The 17,316-nt window shown below is 44.5% G+C and carries 15 protein-coding genes; 6 read left to right on the top strand and 9 right to left on the bottom strand.

Annotated elements, in window-relative coordinates; all coding sequences use genetic code 11:
- Positions 1-184 precede the first annotated feature (184 nt).
- Positions 185-1,489 carry an inosine/guanosine kinase gene (locus tag OH460_RS05710; RefSeq protein ID WP_061031764.1) on the bottom strand — a complete coding sequence of 435 codons (1,305 nt, stop codon included), beginning with the start codon at positions 1,487-1,489 and terminating at the stop codon, positions 185-187.
- 102 nt (positions 1,490-1,591) lie between these two features.
- Entirely contained in the window at positions 1,592-1,861 is a 270-nt protein-coding gene (locus OH460_RS05705) for a hypothetical protein (protein ID WP_008223525.1), read from the bottom strand.
- Between the two features lie 203 nt (positions 1,862-2,064).
- Here OH460_RS05705 and mnmA point away from each other — a divergent pair, with 203 nt between their 5' ends.
- The 3 genes from mnmA to purB all read left to right on the top strand — a co-directional run bounded on the left by mnmA (position 2,065) and on the right by purB (position 5,376).
- Positions 2,065-3,201: a tRNA 2-thiouridine(34) synthase MnmA gene (mnmA, locus tag OH460_RS05700; RefSeq protein ID WP_061031765.1), complete on the top strand. Its 1,137-nt coding sequence runs from the start codon at positions 2,065-2,067 to the stop codon at positions 3,199-3,201.
- Positions 3,202-3,244: 43 nt separating this feature from the next.
- A complete protein-coding gene (gene hflD / locus OH460_RS05695; RefSeq protein WP_061031766.1) occupies positions 3,245-3,862 on the top strand; it encodes a high frequency lysogenization protein HflD in 618 nt (205 codons plus the stop codon).
- Positions 3,863-4,005: 143 nt separating this feature from the next.
- On the top strand, positions 4,006-5,376 hold the full coding sequence (purB, locus tag OH460_RS05690; RefSeq protein ID WP_061031767.1) for an adenylosuccinate lyase: 1,371 nt from the start codon (positions 4,006-4,008) through the stop codon (positions 5,374-5,376).
- A 249-nt stretch (positions 5,377-5,625) separates the two neighbouring features.
- Here the strand turns inward: purB and htpX are convergent, their stop codons facing one another.
- Positions 5,626-6,489, bottom strand: coding sequence for a protease HtpX (gene htpX, locus OH460_RS05685; RefSeq protein WP_061031768.1), 864 nt, complete (start codon positions 6,487-6,489; stop codon positions 5,626-5,628).
- A gap of 276 nt (positions 6,490-6,765) precedes the next feature.
- On the opposite strand from htpX, the gene OH460_RS05680 reads away from it, so the two are divergent.
- Positions 6,766-6,933: a hypothetical protein gene (locus OH460_RS05680; protein WP_017078977.1), complete on the top strand. Its 168-nt coding sequence runs from the start codon at positions 6,766-6,768 to the stop codon at positions 6,931-6,933.
- Positions 6,934-7,047: 114 nt separating this feature from the next.
- Here OH460_RS05680 and bioD read toward each other — a convergent pair whose 3' ends face one another.
- From bioD to bioB, 4 genes are read right to left on the bottom strand one after another with little or no spacing between them, the layout of a single operon-like run.
- Positions 7,048-7,731: a dethiobiotin synthase gene (bioD, locus tag OH460_RS05675; protein ID WP_048617718.1), complete on the bottom strand. Its 684-nt coding sequence runs from the start codon at positions 7,729-7,731 to the stop codon at positions 7,048-7,050.
- Positions 7,728-8,531: a malonyl-ACP O-methyltransferase BioC gene (gene bioC, locus OH460_RS05670; RefSeq protein ID WP_269995875.1), complete on the bottom strand. Its 804-nt coding sequence runs from the start codon at positions 8,529-8,531 to the stop codon at positions 7,728-7,730. Before bioC ends, bioD begins: the two co-directional genes overlap by 4 nt.
- Positions 8,532-9,743 carry an 8-amino-7-oxononanoate synthase gene (bioF, locus tag OH460_RS05665; protein WP_269995873.1) on the bottom strand — a complete coding sequence of 404 codons (1,212 nt, stop codon included), beginning with the start codon at positions 9,741-9,743 and terminating at the stop codon, positions 8,532-8,534. It lies immediately after the preceding gene.
- Positions 9,730-10,782, bottom strand: a complete 1,053-nt coding sequence (bioB, locus tag OH460_RS05660) for a biotin synthase BioB (RefSeq protein ID WP_016792500.1) — start codon at positions 10,780-10,782, stop codon at positions 9,730-9,732. Before bioB ends, bioF begins: the two co-directional genes overlap by 14 nt.
- 159 nt (positions 10,783-10,941) lie before the next feature.
- Between bioB and bioA the strand changes: the two genes are divergently transcribed.
- Complete coding sequence (gene bioA / locus OH460_RS05655; protein WP_269995868.1) at positions 10,942-12,225, top strand: adenosylmethionine--8-amino-7-oxononanoate transaminase; 1,284 nt, start codon at positions 10,942-10,944, stop codon at positions 12,223-12,225.
- Positions 12,226-12,684: 459 nt separating this feature from the next.
- Positions 12,685-14,331, top strand: coding sequence for a response regulator (locus OH460_RS05650; protein WP_269995866.1), 1,647 nt, complete (start codon positions 12,685-12,687; stop codon positions 14,329-14,331).
- A 124-nt stretch (positions 14,332-14,455) separates the two neighbouring features.
- Here the strand turns inward: OH460_RS05650 and serS are convergent, their stop codons facing one another.
- Together serS and OH460_RS05640 are read right to left on the bottom strand one after the other, a co-directional pair.
- Complete coding sequence (gene serS, locus OH460_RS05645) at positions 14,456-15,763, bottom strand: serine--tRNA ligase (protein WP_137409009.1); 1,308 nt, start codon at positions 15,761-15,763, stop codon at positions 14,456-14,458.
- A gap of 143 nt (positions 15,764-15,906) precedes the next feature.
- A complete protein-coding gene (locus tag OH460_RS05640; protein ID WP_269995861.1) occupies positions 15,907-17,256 on the bottom strand; it encodes a replication-associated recombination protein A in 1,350 nt (449 codons plus the stop codon).
- Between the last annotated feature and the right edge of the window lie 60 nt (positions 17,257-17,316).

Below are 17,316 nucleotides of genomic sequence, written 5' to 3'. Positions count from 1 at the left end.
AATTACCTACTAAGCAATAGAATTAATATTTAAGTCGACCAAAGTATTATTTACGGCTTCAATATATTCAGAAACAAAAAAGGCTCCTTTCGGAGCCTTTTTTATATTTTGTTACTCTTCAATGTTTTTTATAAACATAGATGCGCATTTGATAAACTCATGCGCACCAGATAAACAAAATCTCTTATCTTTCCCAGTACGCTTCTTCTAGGCTGTCTTCTCTTTCAGGAAGGCCGCGAGATAAACGTGGAGAGTGCTGAACTAATACTTCGTAACTTGCACGGTTTGAGTATTTACAAACTTGTGAGAAAGAAGAATATGTCAGGAATGAATGTTGGTGCTTGCTTGAGTTTGGCACGTTTTCTTTGTGGTACTTATTCGCAGCCATATCATGCAATAAAGCCGATAAAGCAGCATCACCAGCACCATTAGTATTTTTGATCTTTTCTGGACCGCCCATATAAGGAGCAATATGTGAATAAACTTTCGTTGGGTTTTCACATAGATCTTTATGAGCCGGACGACTAAATTCGTAACGGTTGAATTCGGCAATTGAACCAGGAAGCAAAGGCAGTGATGTTTCACGCTTCGCTGCATCTTCTGTGTAACCCGCCATAAATAAGCCAACAGGACCTGCTGTACATAATACTAGGTCTACCCAGTCTAGCGCTTTATCAGAGGCAGCTAGTGGATCGCTTTCGCCAGTTAAAGCTTCAGCTTCGTCTTCATTCATTGCAACAACAGTTACGTGTTGCTCTAAGAAATCTTTCCAGAATTCAGGATCGTCTTGAATAACAAATTTCGTACCCAGTGTTAAAACAACAGGCACATCGTATTTCTTCGCGTATTCGATCGCTTTCATTGTTGCTTCAGGCATAGGGTCACCTGGTTTACAACGAACTAAATAAGCAGTTAATACTAAAGCAGAAGCACTTTTGAAAATCTTTTCAGGAATACTTTCTGGATTTAGTTGGTTCATTTGACCTTCGCTAATTGCGAAAGTACGTTCACCGTCTTCAGTAATTAATGCAAAGCAGCGACCAATTGCGCCATCTACCCCTTGTAAATGGTTCAAATCCATTCTGCTTGATGTATTACATAAATAGCGGTAACCATAACTACCGATTTTAATATCTTGGCTCATTACGCCCAGCAGTGTTGAGCGGTCATCCGCCAGTACTGAATAGTTGTGTAATGTATTACCAATAGTGCCACCAGCATATTCATTGGTAATTAAGCACTGTTCTTTGAGTTCTTGATATAAAGACTCAGCCGCTTCATCACCGATAACCAGTGAGTGTCCCTTACTTAAACCGTACTTCTCAATAAGTTCAGAACTCACTTTTGCTTCAATATCCACCAAAGTTTGGTCAATACCGATAATATGAGTACGTGACATTCTTTTACTGCTTTGAGCTTGGCTCACTAATGGATCACGAGCGTGAACCGGAAAATAGTGCTTTGATTTACGTTGTCCAGGGAATTTCATAGGGCTAGTCTAAGTCAAGGGGAAATAGGTGGCGGATTCTACCGCGCTATATTTAACGCGGCAATCATTCAAACTATAGCAAACGTTTGCTGAGCTATTTTTTTATTCGCCTTCCATAAAGCTTAAATCAGGCAGCATCTCTAAATGCTCGGCATAACGCTTTTGGTTAAACTCTGCGCCATTTTTCATTACGTCAAATACTTCAACGGCAAGTGCACATGCCATTGCTGCAATTGCATCTTCACGCGGTGTGCCTGTCATCATCAGACGCATTAACGTCTCTTTTACCTTAATTGGCTGGCCGTCTTCTAGCTGATTTTCAATAATTTCAATCAACTGCTCTTCTTGCATAAATTCGTTTTGTTCAGACATTTTTTTATCTCAGGTCTTGGATTTCGAGCGACTATGCCACATATACTTCTGACATCCTAGCGACTCACCTCGCTCTCATGCGATTCCTAACAAACTCAGCGCACTATTTGTGCAAATGAAACTGTGATTCCGGTCTCGGATCTGTCACGGCGTTTCTCTTTCTGTTAGAATCTGCGACCAAGTAATAGTAACGGTGTTTAGACATGTCAGATATCAGCTCTGGAAACAGCGAAAAGAAAGTAATTGTCGGTATGTCCGGCGGTGTAGATTCGTCAGTATCGGCGTATCTTCTTCAGCAACAAGGCTATCAGGTAGAAGGCCTTTTCATGAAAAACTGGGAAGAAGACGATAACGAAGAATACTGCACAGCAGCTGAAGATCTTGCTGATGCTCAAGCGGTATGTGACAAACTAGGTATCCACCTTCACACTATCAACTTTGCTGCAGAATACTGGGACAACGTATTTGAATACTTCCTTGCGGAATACAAAGCAGGCCGTACGCCTAACCCAGATATTCTTTGTAACAAAGAAATCAAATTCAAAGCATTCTTAGAGTTTGCCGATGAAGTACTAGACGCAGACTACATTGCGATGGGTCACTATGTTCGTCGTACTTTCCCGACTCAAGAAGAACTAGAGGCTGGCGTTAAACCAGAAATGCTACGCGGTCTAGACAGCAACAAAGACCAAAGCTACTTCCTTTACACACTAAGCTCAGATCAAGTTGCGCGCAGCCTATTCCCAGTTGGTGAACTAGAGAAGCCTGAAGTTCGACGCATTGCTGAAGAGCAAGACTTAATCACCGCGAAGAAGAAAGATTCGACAGGTATCTGTTTTATCGGTGAGCGTAAGTTCACAGAGTTCCTTGGCAAATACCTACCAGCACAACCAGGTGATATCGAAACACCAGAAGGTAAAGTGATTGGTAAGCACAACGGTCTGATGTACCACACATTGGGTCAGCGTAAAGGCCTTCACATTGGTGGTACCAAAGGCGGTGGCGGTAACGAAGACCCATGGTTTGTTGGCGAAAAAGACCTTAAACGTAATGTTCTGATTGCCGTACAAGGTAAGGATCACCCACTTCTAAAATCAGAAGGTTTGATCGCTTCTCAGCTTCATTGGGTAAATCGCACACCAATTACTGAAGTTATGACATGCACGGTAAAAACACGTTACCGTCAAACCGATATTCCTTGTACAATCATCCCAATTGATGACGAGAACATTAAGGTTATTTTTGACGAGCCACAAATCGCAGTGACCCCTGGTCAGTCTGCAGTATTCTACCAAGATGACGTATGTCTTGGCGGTGGTATCATCGAAAAACGCATCTAACTGATCGAACGACAAACGATAGAAGACAACTAGGAGTTACTACGTGGCTAATACACTTTATGACCGTACTATTGCTTTCGCCGGAATTTGCCAAGCTGTGGCTTTGGTTCAACAAGTAGCGAAAGACGGCCATTGTGATAAAGATGCCTTCGAAGCTTCACTCAGTGCTATTTTGAACACTAACCCAGCGAACACTGTGGGTGTTTTTGGGCGTGAAGCTAACCTAAAACTTGGGCTTGAGTGCCTAGTAAAAGGTATCGATAGTACTCCTGCTGGTAGCGATATTACTCGTTACATCATCAGCTTAATGGCGCTTGAACGTAAGCTATCATCTCGCAACGATTCTATGTCTCAGCTTGGTGACCGCATTCAAACAGCAGAGCGCCAGAGTGAACATTTCGACTTGTTTGATGAACAAATGATCAGCAACCTAGCGAGCATCTACCTTGATGTTGTAAGCCCAATCGGCCCTCGTATTCAGGTTTCTGGTACACCAGCGGTACTTCAACAAACCTCGAGCCAACACAAGGTTCGCGCCCTACTACTCTCAGGGATTCGAAGTGCTGTTCTATGGCGTCAAGTTGGCGGCAAACGTCGTCACCTTATCTTCGGTCGCAAGAAGATGATCGAGCAGGCTCAAATCCTATTAGCTCGAATGTAACTTATTAGCTCGCGCCTCGTCGCGAGCTTGTTTTTTGTATCAATACAACTCTCACGCAAACGTTTGCGCAATAAGCGTGACAATTGAGATTGTTACTGGTATAAACCTCTCAAAATTTAGAAAACTCAATTCAGGAGAACACCATGGAACTGTCAGCATTGACTGCTGTTTCACCAGTAGACGGCCGTTACGGAAGTAAGACTATTGCATTACGCAGCATCTTTAGTGAGTTTGGCCTACTAAAGTACCGCTCTATCGTTGAAATTCGTTGGTTACAAAAGCTTGCAGCTACTGATGCAATCAAAGAAGTACCAGCGTTCAGTGCAGAAGCTAACCAGTTTCTTGATGAACTAGCCGCTAACTTCAGCGAAGAAGACGCTCTACGTATCAAAGAGATCGAGCGCACAACAAACCACGACGTGAAAGCCGTAGAATACTTCTTGAAAGAGAAAGTAGCAGGCGTTCCTGAGCTTCACGCTGTAAACGAATTCATTCACTTTGCATGTACTTCTGAAGACATCAACAACACGTCTCACGCACTTATGCTTAAAGAAGCTCGTGACGAAGTTGTTCTTCCAGAGATCCGCAACGTAATCGACGCAATCAAGGCGCTTGCGAACGAATACCGCGACATTCCTCTTCTTTCTCGTACACACGGTCAGCCTGCTTCTCCTTCTACTATGGGTAAAGAGATGGCGAACGTTGCGTACCGTATGGAACGTCAATACAAGCAAATCGAAAACGTTGAAATCCTAGCGAAAATCAACGGCGCTGTTGGTAACTACAACGCACACCTTTCTGCATACCCAGAAGTAGATTGGCACCAGTTCTCAGAAGAGTTCATCACTGAATCTCTTGGCGTAACTTGGAACCCATACACAACTCAAATCGAACCTCACGATTACATCGCAGAGCTATTCGACGCGATTGCTCGTTTCAACACGATCCTTCTAGACTTCGACCGTGACGTTTGGGGCTACATTGCTCTTGGTCACTTCAAGCAGAAGACGATTGCTGGTGAAATCGGCTCATCTACCATGCCGCACAAAGTTAACCCAATTGACTTCGAAAACTCAGAAGGCAACCTTGGTCTAGCTAACGCTGTATTTGGCCACCTAGCACAGAAACTACCAGTTTCTCGCTGGCAACGTGACCTAACTGACTCTACGGTTCTTCGTAACCTAGGTGTTGGTGTTGGCTACGCAATCATTGCATACACTTCAACTCTGAAAGGTATTAGCAAGCTAGAAGTTAACCGCGAAGCACTACTTGCTGAATTAGACAAGAACTGGGAAGTTCTTGCTGAACCAGTACAAACAGTAATGCGTCGTTACGGCATCGAGAAGCCATACGAGAAGCTAAAAGAGCTAACTCGTGGTAAACGTGTAGATGGCGAAGGCATGCGCGCATTCATCGACGGCCTAGAGATCCCTGAAGACGAGAAAGTTCGTCTGAAAGAAATGACTCCAGCGAACTACATCGGTCAAGCTGTCGAGCTAACTGACAAGCTGTAATTTTCGAATTTCGAATTTCGAATTGCAGAATATACTAAGGCTTCCCATGTGGAAGCCTTTTTATTACGTGCAATAACATGCCCAGACACAGACTTACCAAACAAGAACACAAACCCTACCTGTCACCTCACTTTGATCGACCTAAGCTCTCAGAGTAGGCAAACCACATTCCTTCCTATCGCCACTTAAACCACGATCAAAAAAGGCTCCCCGTAGGAAGCCTTTAGCACTCTCTCAATATATTAGAGATTACATGTTACGTAGAGAAGCAATACGCTTATCAAGCGGTGGGTGGCTCATTAGAAGCTCTGTTAGAGAACGTTTACCGTTGATACCAAATGCCATCATAGAACCCTCTAGTTGTGGCTCGTGGCTCACCTTTAGACGCTCTAGTGCAGCAATCATCTTCTCTTTACCTACCAAGTGCGCTGCACCTGCATCAGCATGGAATTCACGATGACGGCTGTACCACATGGTGATGAAGCTCGCTAAGAAACCAAATACCAACTCCAACACCATAGACACACCGAAGTAGACCATCATGTTGCTACCACCCTCTTCTTCGTTGTCGTTCGACGCCACAATGTTAGCAATGAAACGAGAAAGGAAGATAACGAACGTGTTCACAACACCTTGCATTAGCGTCATTGTCACCATGTCGCCGTTTGCGATGTGGCTAACTTCGTGAGCCAATACCGCTTCAGCTTCATCACGCGTCATGTTGTGTAGCAGGCCTGTTGATACTGCGACCAATGAATCGTCGCGCTTAGCGCCAGTTGCAAATGCGTTGATGTCTGGCGAATCGTAGATCGCCACTGTCGGCATACCAATACCAACTTGTTGAGCTTGACGGCTTACCGTCTCCATCAACCAGTGTTCTGTTTCGTTGCGTGGGCTTTCAATCACCATACCGCCAACAGAACGAAGTGCCATTTTCTTTGACATCATTAGTGAGATGAATGAGCCGCCGAAACCGAATACCGCAGCCATCACCAACAAGCCTGAGAGGCTACCTGGTTGCATACCTGTGACTGCGTATACAATATTAAGAACAACACTTAGTACCAATACAACCGCAAGGTTGGTTGCAAGGAACAACATTACTCGCTTCATTACTTATCTCCGCATGAAAGCTGTTTTTATAAAACTTATTGTTATAGACAAGGCAGACAGCAATAGATTCCAACCTTGATACTTATACTTACTTATACATATAGTCTTAGATTAAGAAAACAAGGTTAAGCATTAAATTGCAACATTTGATTACGAGACCATATCCGAATTAAATCCACTCTATTAGACCTAAGTCGTATGGTGTCGATATAACAATCCGTTTACAGTGACTTCAGATGATTTATTGGCGAGTCCATGTACAAAAAGGGAAGGATCATGGTTGAAGGTACTAACACTCAAATGGCTATCGATTTACTGTGCTGTCACCTAGGGATTACTGAAGAAGAAGCGAAAAAGCAGATTGGAATCCTAACACCGCAAACGGCACAGACAAAAATCACAGAAACTCAGCAAGCTTTAATGGGACTGACGAAAGAACATTAATTCTAAGCTTGTTTATTAAAAGACCTGTTGTTTATCAACTCAAGGTCTAAAGGCTTAAAATAGCAAAAGGGCTGCAATCGCAGCCCTTTTCTTATTTAGTACATAACGTGATAATTAAAGCGCAAGCAAAGGCTGCACATCAATGTACTTACCAATGTTCTTAGACTTCGCTTTTGGTACGTAAGGGATTTCACCTAACTTGGGCGCACCTAGCTTATCCTCAAGCATCGCAATAATATCTGCGTAGTGCTCAGTACCTGGATTGATACGGTTTGCGACCCAACCTACTAGGTTTAGGCCATCAGCACGAATCGCTTCTGCCGTTAATAGAGCGTGACTCAAACAACCAAGTTTAATGCCCACAGTAAGTACTACTGGCAGCTGCTCTTTCTTAACCCAGCTAGACAGATATTCGTCATCTGAAACCGGCACACGCCAACCACCAGCACCTTCAACTAATACGATGTCAGAGTTTTGCTTATGCTCTTCCAGCTTTGCAGATAATACGGCTTCATCAATCACCACACCGTCATGCTTTGCAGCGATGTGAGGCGATGACGGTAACAATAGTGCATACGGGTTTACGTCTTCGTAAGCAATATCTTGCGTCGCCGCTTCTTGAAGATGCAGAGCATCACTATTACGTAAACCTTCAGGGTATTTCTCACACCCTGCAGCAACTGGCTTATAACCAATTGTCGATAAATCTTGTGCGGCCAAAGCTTGAAGAATCGCTTTTGAAACCACAGTTTTTCCCACTTCGGTATCCGTACCTGCAATAAATAATGCATCAATCATAATTGAATAACCCCTAAACAAACTTGATATGTTGCTGGCAAGAAACCTTGATGGTTTTTAAACTCTCGATATTCCCGTTCAACAAGCTGCAACATGCTGCGACTTGTTAAACCCTGTGAGCGACCACTTACGTGATTAGCGCCGATGCCTTTAAGGTCGCGCATCAGTTCAAACGCAGTGTCGTACCAAACGGTGATGGTGGGCAAGTCTAGTTGATGAACCGTACAGCTAGATTGCGCTAACGCAATTTTTACCTGATTGATTGTAATAAAATGGTTAACGTGTTGATGTGCGTCAATTTTGGACCATGACTTTTTCAACTCAAACAGTGACCCATCAAGCAAAGTTGAGAAAATAACACGCCCACCAACCGCTGTAACACGCTTCATCTCTCTCAAAGGCGACGACAAATCGTCACACCATTGCAACGCAAGGCTAGAGAAAACGATGTCAAAACACCCATCTTCAAACGGCAATTGTTCAGCATCGGCTTGTTGATATAAAGAGACAGATGCACCACAACGCTTCTCTGCTGTTGCTAACATTCCAACAGAAAGGTCAGCGCAAACCACTTCGGCGCCTCGTTTTATAAGTTGCTCTGAGAAATAGCCAGTACCACAACCTAGATCCAGCACCTTAAAGCCTGACAGATCGCTGGGTAATTTATCCAGTAATCGGTGGCCAACATCGCGTTGAAACTCAGCGTGTTTGTCATAGGTTGTTGCTGCTTTACCAAAGGCTTCGGCAATCGCACTCTTATCTTGGCCAACGTAATTATGCACTACTGCTTCTTGTGACATTTACTGAGCCTCTTTATTTGATTCAAAGCTTGGATGGATACCCGATTTAATGCCTGAGTCGATATTTCGCTCAATGGCTTGATGCAACGACCTGGTTAACTGGAGAATCTGTTCATGGCTATGATTTGCCGTTAACGTGATTCGTAATCGAGCGGTTCCAGCAGGAACAGTGGGCGGCCTTATTGCGGTCACCCAAACTTGGTTTTTCTTTAACTCTTCAGCTATTGATAATGCAGCTTGTGCTTCACCTATCACAAATGGCTTAATCGGAGTCTGAGTATCCACAAAGCCTTTCAAGCCTCTCATCTGCTCTGCATAGAGAGCCCCTAACTCAGTTAACTTCTCTCGACGCCACTCTTGCGTCTGAATCATCTTACAGGCATGAGACAAAGCCACCGCTTGTGAAGGTGGCATTGCCGTAGAGTAAACATGATGACGAGCAAACTGAGTTAAATAGTCACCGACTTCTGACGAACATAAAACAGCAGCGCCAGACAGGCCAAATGCTTTACCAAAAGTGACGACTAGAATATCGGGCGTTATTTGCGCCGCGTTGCAGCTCCCTGCCCCTTGCTCACCTAGCACTCCGATACCATGAGCATCATCAACCGCCAAACAACTGTCGAATTGATGAGTCAGGTTAGATATCTGACTGAGAGGCGCTTGGTCGCCATCCATGCTAAACACACCTTCAGTCACGACTAACGATTGTGGAGACCGACCTAATAACGACTCTAGGTGCTGCGTATCGTTGTGCTTAAAGCGTTTCATGGTTGCAGGACAAAGCATCCCCGCTTCCATCAAAGAGGCGTGGTTAAGTTTGTCTTGCAGCAGAGAGTCGTCTTTTTCGAGCAGAGAAAACAACAAGGCTTGGTTGGCGCTGAAACCAGAACTAAAGAGAATGGCACGTTCAAAGCCCAACCATTCACAGAGTTGAGCTTCTAAATTTCGATGAGCAGGACTAAAACCCGTGACCAATGGCGATGCCGCACTGCCAGCACCATAAAGGGAAAGCCCCGCTTGCCACGCCTCCACCAATTCAGGGTCGTTCGCCAAGCCTAGGTAATCATTACTCGAAAAATTAATAAAGCGAAAACCTTCGCAAGTAAGCAAAGGACCATTACTGTTTTCGAGTACCTTGAGTTGACGAGTTAGCCCCTGCTCACGGCGTTGAACAAGGGCATCTTTGATACGGGATTTAAACAGTGGCATCGTAGAACATGTCATCTTTCGTTGGGCGAGCAGCAACGCGCTCCACCACTTGATCTAACAGTTCGTTTTCTTGAATTTCATCAGGCTTCTGAGCCACTTGTTGGCTGTTGATACCTAACTTCTTAAACAGCTGCATATCCGTGTCTTCATCTGGGTTTGGCGTAGTCAGTAACTTACAACCGTAGAAGATAGAGTTCGCGCCAGCCATGAAGCACATCGCTTGCATCTGTTCATTCATATTCTCGCGACCTGCAGATAGACGAACCGCAGACATTGGCATCATTATACGAGCAATCGCAATCAATTTAATGAAGTCAAAAGATTCAACATCATCGACGTTTTCCATCGGTGTGCCTTTCACTTTCACGAGCATGTTGATTGGCACACTCTCAGGGTGTACCGGAAGGTTCGCTAGCTCTACCAGCAGGCCTGCACGGTCATTGGTACTTTCGCCCATACCAATAATGCCACCAGAACAGATTTTCATACCGGCATCACGCACGTGAGATAGCGTATCTAAACGGTCTTGGTAAGTACGAGTGGTGATGATGCTGCCGTAGAACTCAGGAGATGTATCAAGGTTATGGTTGTAGTAATCCAAACCTGCATCCGCTAGCTCGCCGGCTTGATCTGGGGTTAACATGCCTAGTGTCATACAAGTTTCTAGACCCATGCCTTTCACACCTTTGATCATATCAGTCAGGTGAGGCATATCGCGTTCTTTCGGGTTCTTCCACGCCGCGCCCATACAGAAACGAGTCGAGCCCGCGTTCTTGGCTTTTTGCGCCGCATCCAAAACACGCTCTACTTCCATTAGGCGTTCTTTGTCGACATCCGTTCGGTAGTGAGCACTTTGAGGGCAGTACTTACAGTCTTCAGGACAAGCACCGGTCTTAATCGATAGAAGCGTACTCACCTGCACGTGGTTGTGCTCTTGGTACTGTCTATGAACCACTTGAGCTTCAAACATTAAATCCATAAACGGTTTTTCAAGCAGCGCTGTTACTTCAGCAACTGTCCAGTCATGACGAACTTCCACGTGTCGATCCTTTTTTATTATTTGATGTTTCATCTCTATCAATAGAGATTGCATTTATGCTTGGCTAGTCTACCGACAAGCTTTAGACTGTCAACACATTGATAATATCAAAAGTTTACATCTGGTTATTTTTTAATCACACCAAGAATGGAAGTTACTATGGATCTCGCCTTTGATCGCCAGCATATCTGGCATCCCTACACATCAACGTTAACACCTCTGACCTGCTATCCAGTCACCAACGCAGACGGTGTTTACCTAGAATTAGAAGGCGGAAAACGAATTATTGATGGTATGTCATCTTGGTGGTCAACCATCCACGGCTACAATCACCCTGAGCTAAATGCTGCAGCTCACAGTCAAATTGATAAGGTTTCACACGTTATGTTTGGTGGCATCACCCACCAACCCGCTATCGATCTATGTAAGAAGCTTTTGAATCTCGCGCCAAGTAATCTTGAGCATGTATTTTTGGCCGATTCAGGTTCAGTGGCCGTAGAGGTTAGCCTTAAGATGGCGCTGCAATACTGGCACGCGAAAGGACAACCTCGTTCAAAGTTCCTCACACTAAGAGATGGTTACCACGGTGATACCTTTGCGGCGATGTCAGTGACCGACCCTGACAACTCGATGCACAGCCTCTACAAAGGCTTTTTACCGGAACATATTTTCGCTGATTCGCCAAAAACAGGCTTTTGGGATGAGTGGAACTCAAGTGACATCGATAGTTTTAGAGAAAAGCTGGCAACACACCATCAAGAAGTCGCAGCGGTGATCTTAGAGCCAATCGTTCAAGGGGCTGGCGGTATGCGTATCTACCACCCTGAGTTCCTAAAACAGGTTCGCTTACTGTGTGATGAATTCAACGTATTGCTGATCTTGGATGAGATTGCGACCGGGTTTGGCCGTACAGGGAAACTGTTCGCTTGTGAGCATGCCGATGTTCAACCGGACATCTTATGCGTAGGCAAGGCTTTAACTGGTGGCTATATGACATTGTCAGCGACGCTTGCGAGTAAAGAAGTCGCCGACACGGTATGTGGCGGTGAAGCGGGCTGCTTTATGCACGGGCCAACCTTTATGGGCAACCCATTGGCTTGCGCAGTCGGTGCGGCAAGTTTATCGATCATAGAGCAAGGTCATTGGCAGAGTCAGACTGAGCAGATAGAACAGCTTTTCTCTGAATTGCTGCCACCTTTACGTGAGCATGCGTTGGTTAAAAACGTTCGCTGGTTGGGCGCGATTGGCGTCGTTGAAACCCAAACACCTGTCGATATGGAAACCATTCAAGCTCACTTTGTTGAACAAGGTGTTTGGATACGCCCATTTGGCAAGTTGATCTATATGATGCCTCCATTTATCAGCGAACCTGCGCATATCGAGAAACTTATTTCAGCCATTGATAAAGCTCTACAACAATCAGCTTGCTTCAAGTCAAATTGATATAAATAAAGCCAAATAGAAATTCTGAAAATTTATAAGCATATAAGCCGAAACGCCGCCTTTAGAGTGCTAAAGGTGGCTACTCACAAGGCAAATAATCAGACAGCCAATAAAAACATCTCAATCTGATATTTTATCTATGATTCCACCCTGAAGAATCTCACAAATAAATTTAATCCTCTCCATAAAAACAATTAGCAAAAGAGTGTTACCTATCGGGTCAATAGCCGCTTAAAATACAAGCCATTTTTGTCGTATATTATGGTGAGCTTCCTCATTCGATTTCATTCTAGAATCCAATCAGCTAATTCAATTCGACTGTACTTAGATAATAAATAGTAACGAAAGCTTGTATCAACTTGGTAGAAACCGAGCTTTTCTGTTTTGTCGATCGAGCAAGACAGCAACGCAACCCGTAATCGCTGCAGAATTCACGTTAGTAAATAATTTAAAGTAAACATGAAATTAAACCAACTCAATGCACTTATCGTTGATGACTCATCGATCGTGCTATCAACCATCCGCAATATGTTGATCCATATCGGCTTTTCAGAGCGAATGATTTCAATTGCTAAGTCCCCTCGCATCGCTATGACGATAACAAGCGAGACGACGTTTGATGTGATTATCTGTGACTATAACTTTGGTAACACCATCAATGGCAAGCAGCTGTTTGAAGAGCTTAAACAATCGAATAGATTGAAAGACGATGGAATATTTATCCTAGTTACCGGTGAGAATTCCGCTTTATCGATCCGCCCTATTTTAGAGCTTCGACCAGATAATTATTTATTAAAACCGTTCAATCGTGAAACCTTAAAGCAACGAATTACAAGCTCTCTAAAAAAGAAGCTGGTGCTACAAAAAATCTATAAGGCCGAACGAGAAAATGACTATAAAGCCGGTCTTGAGTTCTGCGAAGAGCTACTCGCCTTTAACCCAGAATACTTCGCCACAATTCAGCAATTTCGCGGAAGCTTTTTGTCAAAGCTCAAGCTTTACGAAGAAGCAAAGAACGTATATGAGAAGGCGCTTGATGAAGGCAGTTTTGATTGGGCTCAAGCGGGTCTAGCAAACAGCCTTGCGAATTTGGGTCAGATCAATGAAGCACAACGAATGATCGAAAGCTTGATTGATTCAGCACCCACCAGCACCTTGTATCGAGATCAAGCAGCTCAAGTGAACCTTATCAGTAATAAAGTTCCTGCTGCGATTGCCCATTTTAAATTGGCAAGTGAACTCACACCGGGTAACTCAGAAAGGGAACTGGCAATCGCAAACCTGTGTCTCTCAGTGAATGATACTAAGGCAGCGTTAGCTCACTATCAGAACTATGTGCAGATCAATAGAGATACCTTTCGAGATAACCTCTATATGAAGCTCAACCATATTCGATTTTTGCTCTATTGCGCATCTGGTGAGAGCAACAATAAAGCGACACTCGATCAAGTAAACTATCTGATTTCGAAGATCCCTACAGAGGCAAGAGCAGGTCTTCAAACTGATTTGGCGCTTATCGCAGCACACATTGCAATGGAATCAAAACAGTACCAAAAAGCGGTGACTATTTTGACTGCACTGCATGAGAGAAATAGCTTTAATGCATTCCCGGTTATCTATCACCACACCTGGTTGTTAGACAGAATGAGTTGTGAGAATGAGTTTAAAGTCGCAGAGAGCCGCTGTGGCATGTTGATCATCCAAACGGCGAACGAAACCGTTGTTTCTAGCCAAATGACCATGTGCAGTGAGATGAAACGCCGTAACAAGGAAAAGATGGAATGGCTCAAACAGAGCAACATCAGCGTTAAGGAGGCTTCGTCGGATTATAAGCAGGTATTGGTCGCATACTTAGAGATTCACAAGCGATGCCCGATGATCAAAAACGTATGCATGAACATCGTCAAACTGCTCTCTGTTATTTGGCCTGACGCAATGGGCGCGAAACAGGTTTTAACGATTATTCAGAAGTGTGATGGCGTGGTCACTCAACTTTATACGCTTGATGAACTGACCAAAAACAATTATCAAAATTACTATCGAAAGGCGTTGCTAGCTTGTAAGCAAGCAGACGAAGCAACCAAAGCGAGCTTCTCTTTTATGTAGCTCGCTTTATACGACTTCTACTTGGGTAAGCTCCAGACACGAAAAAGGCTTTGCCATTACAGCAAAGCCTTTTAAATATTCTGGCAAGTCAGGTTAATCTAAATTTGATTAACCTAAATTGACATTAACCGATGTGCGTTACGCCGCCCATGTATGGCTGAAGTACTGCTGGGATAGCAATACGGCCATCAGCTTCTTGGTTGTTCTCAAGAATCGCAACCATAGTACGACCAACAGCAAGACCAGAACCGTTTAGTGTGTGCACAAGTTCAGGTTTCTTCTCGCCTTTACGACGGAAACGAGCTTGCATACGACGAGCTTGGAAATCCCACATGTTTGAACAAGAAGAGATTTCACGGTAAGTCTCTTGTGCTGGAACCCATACTTCTAAGTCGTAAGTTTTCGCAGCGCCGAAGCCCATGTCACCAGTACATAGAACCACTTTACGGTAAGGAAGCTCTAGAAGTTGAAGTACTTTCTCAGCGTGACCTGTTAGCTCTTCAAGAGCAGCCATAGAGTCTTCTGGCTTAGTAATTTGTACTAGTTCAACTTTGTCGAATTGGTGCATACGGATAAGACCACGAGTGTCACGACCGTAAGAACCTGCTTCAGAACGGAAACATGGTGTGTGAGCTGTCATCTTAAGTGGCAGTTCAGCTTCGTCTGTAATGGTATCGCGAACCATGTTCGTTACCGGTACTTCCGCAGTAGGGATAAGTGATAGCGTCTTAAGAGGAACATCACTTACTTGCTCAGTTAGCGGGCTTGTGTGGAACAAGTCTTCGCCAAACTTAGGAAGTTGACCCGTGCCGTATAGGCTATCGTGGTTCACTAGGTACGGTACGTACATTTCTGTGTAGCCGTGCTCATCAGTGTGAAGGTCCAACATGAACTGAGCAATTGCACGGTGTAGACGTGCAAATTTGCCTTTCATCACGATGAAACGAGAACCTGAGATTTTTACTGCGCTAGCAAAATCTAGACCGCCAGACATTTCGCCAAGATCAACGTGATCTTTCACTTCGAAGTCGTAAGTCTTAGGTTGACCCCAACGAGAAACTTCAACGTTATCATCTTCGTCTTTACCTTCTGGCACAGACTCGTCTGGCAGGTTTGGAATAGACATAGTGATCGTTTCTAGATCAGATTGAAGCTCAGCCAATGCTGCTTTAGCTTGGTCTAGTTCCGCGCCTAAGTTGCCTACTTCAGCAAGGATACGCTCAGCTTCTTCATGGTCGCCTTTTGCTTTCGCTTGACCAATGGACTTCGATCGAGAGTTACGTAACGCTTGTAGCTCTTCAGTTTTCATCTGAAGGGACTTACGCTTTTCTTCAAGTTCACGAATTGTCTCTACATCAAGGTCAAAGCCTCGACGTGCTAATTTTGCCGCTGTTTCATCCAGCTCAGCTCGAAGTAATTTAGAATCCAGCATTGCTAATCCTATGCTTTAGTTATTTGAATATTCAGTAGCTTGGCTACCGAATCACCACTAAACCCCTAAAACTGGTGCTATTTCAACCAATTTGTAACGATTTAATCTGAATTTTATGACTAGGTAAAGATATCCAAAAAAGACTACTTTTCATAGCGTTTTTGTGGGCTTTTTGCGTCCAAATCCGCCAGATAATCTAGCTTCTCGCCAATTTTGGTCTCTAAGCCTCGTTTTGTTGGGAAATAGTATTGTTTCTCGCCCATTTCAGGAGGCAGATACTTTTCACCCGCCGCGTAGGCACCTGGTTCGTCGTGAGCATAACGGTATTCTTGTCCATAGCCCATGTCCTTCATCAAAGTTGTCGGTGCATTTCGTAAATGATGAGGCACTTCATACTCAGGAAGATTATGAGCATCGGTTAAGGCTTGCTTCCAAGCTGTATAAACCGCATTGCTCTTTGGTGCACACGCTAAATAGACAACCGCCTGTGCGATCGCGCGTTCACCTTCTGCAGGGCCAATGCGTGTAAAGCAATCCCAAGCAGACATAGCAACCTGCATAGCACGAGGGTCCGCGTTACCAATATCTTCAGAAGCTATCGCCAATAAGCGCCTAACGATATAAAGCGGATCACAGCCTGCTGCAATCATTCGAGCCGACCAGTACAAAGCGGCATCAGGTTTTGAACCACGAATCGATTTATGAACAGCTGATATTAGGTCGTACCAAATATCACCCTTGTTATCAAAGCGAGCCACTTTCTCACCCGCCACTTCAGCAAGCAGTTGTAAGGTGATCGCTTTCTCGCCTTTGTCGGTGTCTTCTGCCATGTCGTACAGCAGCTCAAGGTAGTTGAGCGACATACGTGCATCACCGTTCACTAACTCAGCTAAGCGATCCAAAACATCATCAGCAAAGTGTGCAGGTACATCACCAAGGCCACGCTGCTTATCTTCAATCGCTTGACGTATTACCGTCGCAATATCATCGGTATTGAGAGATGTCAGCTTGTACACTCGCGCACGAGATAACAGAGCGTTGTTTAACTCGAAGGAAGGGTTTTCTGTGGTTGCACCAATGAAGGTAACCGTGCCGTCCTCTATATGAGGCAGAAAAGCATCTTGCTGGCTTTTATTAAAGCGATGGACCTCATCCACAAACAAGATGGTTCTGCGCCCTGCATGCTTGTTTTCACGCGCTTTTTCAATAGCGATGCGAATGTCTTTCACACCCGATGTCACGGCGGACACACGCTCCACTTCTGCATTGGCATAATTGGCGGCCACTTCTGCGAGCGTGGTTTTACCAGTACCAGGAGGCCCCCACAAAATCATCGAGTGGATATGCCCCGCTTCCAGAGCTCTACGAAGAGGTTTACCTGGACCTAATATGTGCTGCTGACCAATATACTGCTCTACAGTTTCTGGTCTCATACGAGCAGCAAGGGGACGAAAATCTTCGTCCCCTGCAAAATCTAAGCTGTAATTACTCAATTGCAATCTCTTGATTCGTTGATGGCATTAATGCCTATCGACGTACTACCAAACGATCGA

The sequence above is a fragment of the Vibrio sp. Makdt genome (assembly GCF_027587015.1).
In the GTDB taxonomy this organism is placed as follows: Bacteria; Pseudomonadota; Gammaproteobacteria; order Enterobacterales; family Vibrionaceae; genus Vibrio; species Vibrio chagasii_B.
The sequence above is the reverse complement of the archived record's forward strand: the minus strand, read 5'-3'. Positions and strand labels throughout refer to the sequence as shown.

Coding starts and splice junctions, on each gene's coding strand:
- bioA (WP_269995868.1), top strand. CDS start 10,942: ATGGATCTCGCCTTTGATCGCCAGCATATCTGGCATCCCTACACATCA.
- OH460_RS05650 (WP_269995866.1), top strand. CDS start 12,685: ATGAAATTAAACCAACTCAATGCACTTATCGTTGATGACTCATCGATC.
- serS (WP_137409009.1), bottom strand. CDS start 15,763: ATGCTGGATTCTAAATTACTTCGAGCTGAGCTGGATGAAACAGCGGCA.
- OH460_RS05680 (WP_017078977.1), top strand. CDS start 6,766: ATGGTTGAAGGTACTAACACTCAAATGGCTATCGATTTACTGTGCTGT.
- mnmA (WP_061031765.1), top strand. CDS start 2,065: ATGTCAGATATCAGCTCTGGAAACAGCGAAAAGAAAGTAATTGTCGGT.
- OH460_RS05705 (WP_008223525.1), bottom strand. CDS start 1,861: ATGTCTGAACAAAACGAATTTATGCAAGAAGAGCAGTTGATTGAAATT.
- htpX (WP_061031768.1), bottom strand. CDS start 6,489: ATGAAGCGAGTAATGTTGTTCCTTGCAACCAACCTTGCGGTTGTATTG.
- bioD (WP_048617718.1), bottom strand. CDS start 7,731: ATGATTGATGCATTATTTATTGCAGGTACGGATACCGAAGTGGGAAAA.
- bioC (WP_269995875.1), bottom strand. CDS start 8,531: ATGTCACAAGAAGCAGTAGTGCATAATTACGTTGGCCAAGATAAGAGT.
- purB (WP_061031767.1), top strand. CDS start 4,006: ATGGAACTGTCAGCATTGACTGCTGTTTCACCAGTAGACGGCCGTTAC.
- bioF (WP_269995873.1), bottom strand. CDS start 9,743: ATGCCACTGTTTAAATCCCGTATCAAAGATGCCCTTGTTCAACGCCGT.
- OH460_RS05710 (WP_061031764.1), bottom strand. CDS start 1,489: ATGAAATTCCCTGGACAACGTAAATCAAAGCACTATTTTCCGGTTCAC.